This window comes from Priestia sp. P5_B4 (genome assembly GCF_056400385.1).
Genome location: NZ_JBFULJ010000323.1, coordinates 1 through 3994, shown reverse-complemented (window position 1 = coordinate 3994; position 3994 = coordinate 1). Strand labels below are relative to the sequence as shown.

The following is a 3994-nucleotide window of genomic DNA, read 5'->3' as shown; positions in this document are numbered from 1 at the left end:
TCGTACAAGGAGAGGTTTTGACATGGCAGAACGTATGGTAGGAAAACAAGCACCACGCTTCGAAATGGAAGCTGTACTTGCAAATAAGGAATTTGGAAAAGTAAGTTTAGAAGAAAATATGAAAAACGGTAAATGGACAGTATTGTTCTTCTATCCAATGGACTTTACATTCGTATGTCCAACAGAAATTACAGCTCTATCAGATCACTACGAAGAGTTTGAAGATCTAGATGCTGAAGTTGTAGGCGTTTCTACAGATACAATTCATACTCACTTAGCTTGGATTAACACAGATCGTAAAGATAATGGACTTGGAGATTTGAATTATCCATTAGCTGCAGATCCAACTCACGCAGTAGCACGTGATTACGGCGTCTTAATTGAAGAAGAAGGCGTAGCGCTTCGCGGGTTGTTTATTATTAATCCAGAAGGTGAATTGCAATATGCAGTTGTAAACCATAACAACATCGGCCGCAGCGTAGAAGAAACATTACGTGTACTTCAAGCTCTTCAAACTGGCGGACTTTGCCCAGCTAACTGGAAACCAGGTCAAAAAACACTTTAATRAATAGCGGTGGAGTAGAGGAGAAATTCCTCTACTGCTGCCATTAAAATAGAAAAGACAGTTTTCTAACTATAGAAAACAGAATATTCAGTTTAATTAATGTGGAGGAGGATTTTAAAATGAAATTACGTGAACAAATGCCTGAATTAACTGGAGCAACATCTTGGATTAACGACGAAGTAACAAAGGAAGACTTAGTAGGTGATAAAGCAACGCTTATCCACTTTTGGTCAGTAAGCTGCCATTTATGTAAAGAAGCAATGCCTGAAGTTAATGATCTTCGTGATGAGTATGATGATCAATTGAATGTTGTAGCAGTTCATATGCCTCGTTCGGAAGATGACTTAGATATGGGTGTTATTGAGGCAATGGCAATGGGACACGATATTACTCAGCCAATTTACGTAGACAGTGAGCATAAGTTAACAGACGCTTTTGAAAATAAATATGTACCAGCATATTATGTATTTGATAAAGAAGGTCAGCTTCGTCATTTCCAAGCGGGTGGAAATGGAATGCCGATGCTTCGCAAACGTATTAACCGCGTTTTAGGCGAAGAATAATCTCTACATGAAGAAGAAATAAAAAGGCCGGGATAAAATATTTTAGCCGAAGTGAAAAACGAACCACTAATCAAAATATTTGATTAGTGGTTCGTTTTTTTTTTTTTTTTTTGTTGTGTCACAAGCGGGATCAGCTCATGTATCCTATTTATTCGTCTTTAAATTGGATTCATTTCGTTATGTCTCAATCTCTTTTTTATTTTTTACTGAGTCGTTTTGATTATTAATGAGCAATTCATCATATTGACATAAAAAACCTAATATAGTTAAATTTATATAAGAACAAACGTTCGTTATTTGGTGTTGTTATTTTACTCTTTTCTCCCTTTTTAATAAGTATAAGAAAAAAAGGAGGAGATTTGCACAATGACTCAGCTCTATTCGCAGCAAGAAAAGCGGCACGACAAAGAATGTACTTTTCATACATTTCTTACAAACCACAGCGCAACTCTTCAGACTCATATAATGAATACATTTTTGACACCAGAACGCTATGAGCGATTACAAAAAGCGGTTGTTAAACATGATACAAAAGAACAAAGACTTCTAAACAAAGAATTTCATCAGTTTTATAGCGAAGTTAGATTGCTTCATTATATTAACAAGCTTTGCAGACATTATTCCAGAGATGTTATGCGTGTCAAAGAAAAAGAGCGTTCTTATATTCCTCTTCGCCTGCAGCAGCCGGCTGCGCTAGATGGAAATCGAACAGTGGAAGATATGCTAGGAGTACAGGACGGGGCTATATGGGAGCATGAATTTTTAGGAAATCAACTTGAAAATCGTATTCTTCATCATGCATTTCGCCAATTAACGGCCAAGCAGCAGTGTATGCTGCACTTGATTATTGTCGAACGCTGGACTCATAAAGAAATCGCTGCTTATTTTTCTATTTCTCAGCAAGCGGTTTCTAATCATTATCAACGTGCGCTAAGCAAGTTGAAAAAAATTATGAAGGTGAGTGATAGACATGTTTGATCCTCAGTGGCTTCAACTTGTTGGAAACGTAGGATTTCCCGCTGTCCTTTCTTTTTATTTATTACTGCGTGTAGAAAACAATATAAAGCGACTTGAAGAAAAAGTGGAGAAATTAACAACTGACTTAAGAAAGAAGTGAAGAAATGGAAACTCTATATGAGCTTGTAAATAAAGTGAAAGCTGGAGATGAAGAGGCGTCAAGGCGTTTATTAAAAAAGCTGGAACCAAAACTAAATAAAGCTGTTCAAAGCTTTTCGCTGCATGAGAGAGAAKACGTAAAGCAAGATTTAAAGATTAAAATTCTTTCCGCTGTTAAGACGTTTGATTTTTCCAAAACGCCAGGACTTTGGGAATTTTTACGCCATAAATAAAAAAAGAGCGCTCGTTGTATCGACGCTCTTTTTTTATTTTTGCTGAAGTTCGACTACTTACCTTACGAAAATACAAAATGGATAAATATTTAAAAAAAGGTAAAATATTATGTGTGCAAATAGAGTTTAGTAGTATACTAACAAGTAGAATTTCTTGTATAAAAGGAAGATAATCACTCTTTATATAGAGAGGATTGTCGGCAACGAATAGAGGATAGAAGAGTTTTATTTAATGAAGGAAAAAATCGTGCTGTTCGATAAATCAAACAGCACGAATTATAAAAAGGGGCAGTAAACAATATGTAAGCTAAGAAGCCTATTGTTTTTTGTTTTAGCTTTTTGGAAAGAGGTGAAGAATAAAGTGAGTCAACTTCTCTTTAATATCACGTTAATTATTTCTTTCATGTTTGCTGCGAGTATAGTTCGAGAGCAAATCATTTCTAGAGTAGAAGGAATAAAACGGTACAAAATGTATCGCTTAATTTATTACGGATGTTCTTACGGCCTATTAGGCAGCATTTTAATGATATATACAATTAAAATAGATTCTACTATTATTCTTGACCTTCGCTTTTTAGCGGTGACAATTGTTTGTCTTTATGCAGGAATGGTACCCGCTATCATTGCGGCTTGTATTGTAGGGGTAATGCGTCTGCTTTTGTTTGGAATTACGGCAAGCGGAATAATAGGGGCTGCTGCAATTATCGTAATGGCTTTACTGTCTGGGTGGACGGTTCGCTTACCTTATCGTCCATTTATTCGTTTTCAATTAATGAATTCTATTAGCTTGCTTTGCGTATTCTTCTCATTGTCCTTTCTTTTTAAAGATATCAAGCACGCTGCTACAATTATCATTTATTTACTGCCCGCTTCTTTTATAGGTGGGTGTTTGGTCTATCTGGTAGGTAGATATATATATGTATCTCGAGTAACGACAAGTCAGCATAAAAAGCTGTCTAAAATGTTTTTAGTTATGATTCAAAATGCAAAGACAGGTACCATGATTGAAACGCCAGAGCGCGAAGTAGCTGTTATTAATCAAACTTTTTGTGACATGTTTGACATACCCGGACCTCCTAATCAATACGTGGGATTGAAAAGTAATCAGCTGTTTTTATCTCACGCTCCTATGTTGAAAGATCCTGCTAGGTTTTTAAAAACGGTAGAAAGCACCGTTTATTCAAAAGAGTCAATAGTAGATGAAGAAATTACGTTTATTAACGGTAAAATTTATGCGCGTGACTACATTCCAATCTATGAAGATCATGTGTATATTGGCCACTATTGGGAATATCGAGATATTACGGAGAAAAAGAAGGCTGAGTGTGATCTTCGCAAAGCCAATAAAAAGCTTGAAATGCTGTCCATGAAAGATGGCTTAACAGGTCTGAACAATCGCCGATCTCTTGATAAACAGTTGGAAATTGAGTGGAAATACGCACAGGAAGAAAAAGAGCCGCTTTCTTTTCTCTTATTTGATATTGATTATTTTAAAGCGTATAACGATACCTATGGCC

The 3994-nt window shown here is 36.0% G+C and carries 6 protein-coding genes; all 6 read left to right on the top strand.

Annotated elements, in window-relative coordinates; all coding sequences use genetic code 11:
• Nucleotides 1-22 precede the first annotated feature (22 nt).
• The gene (locus AC1DRF_RS18475) at nucleotides 23-565 is read left to right on the top strand and encodes a peroxiredoxin (protein ID WP_014461319.1); all 543 of its coding nucleotides are present in this window, start codon (nucleotides 23-25) and stop codon (nucleotides 563-565) included.
• Between the two features lie 119 nt (nucleotides 566-684).
• Nucleotides 685-1128, top strand: a complete 444-nt coding sequence (locus AC1DRF_RS18470) for a TlpA family protein disulfide reductase (RefSeq protein WP_013055693.1) — start codon at nucleotides 685-687, stop codon at nucleotides 1126-1128.
• 366 nt (nucleotides 1129-1494) lie between these two features.
• Complete coding sequence (locus tag AC1DRF_RS18465) at nucleotides 1495-2106, top strand: sigma-70 family RNA polymerase sigma factor (protein ID WP_477741351.1); 612 nt, start codon at nucleotides 1495-1497, stop codon at nucleotides 2104-2106.
• Nucleotides 2099-2245 (top strand): YvrJ family protein, encoded by a 147-nt coding sequence (locus AC1DRF_RS18460; RefSeq protein ID WP_013082003.1) that lies wholly within the window; start codon nucleotides 2099-2101, stop codon nucleotides 2243-2245. Before AC1DRF_RS18465 ends, AC1DRF_RS18460 begins: the two co-directional genes overlap by 8 nt.
• Nucleotides 2246-2249: 4 nt before the next feature.
• Entirely contained in the window at nucleotides 2250-2477 is a 228-nt protein-coding gene (locus AC1DRF_RS18455) for a helix-turn-helix domain-containing protein (protein ID WP_477741350.1), read from the top strand.
• A 361-nt stretch (nucleotides 2478-2838) separates the two neighbouring features.
• Nucleotides 2839-3994, top strand: a 1156-nt coding sequence (locus tag AC1DRF_RS18450) for a diguanylate cyclase (RefSeq protein ID WP_477741349.1), incomplete at its 3' end; no start/stop codon positions are given.

Excerpts from the sequence above, each read along its gene's own strand:
- AC1DRF_RS18460 (WP_013082003.1), top strand. The coding sequence starts at position 2,099 with ATGTTTGATCCTCAGTGGCTTCAACTTGTTGGAAACGTAGGATTTCCC.
- AC1DRF_RS18470 (WP_013055693.1), top strand. The coding sequence starts at position 685 with ATGAAATTACGTGAACAAATGCCTGAATTAACTGGAGCAACATCTTGG.
- AC1DRF_RS18475 (WP_014461319.1), top strand. The coding sequence starts at position 23 with ATGGCAGAACGTATGGTAGGAAAACAAGCACCACGCTTCGAAATGGAA.
- AC1DRF_RS18465 (WP_477741351.1), top strand. The coding sequence starts at position 1,495 with ATGACTCAGCTCTATTCGCAGCAAGAAAAGCGGCACGACAAAGAATGT.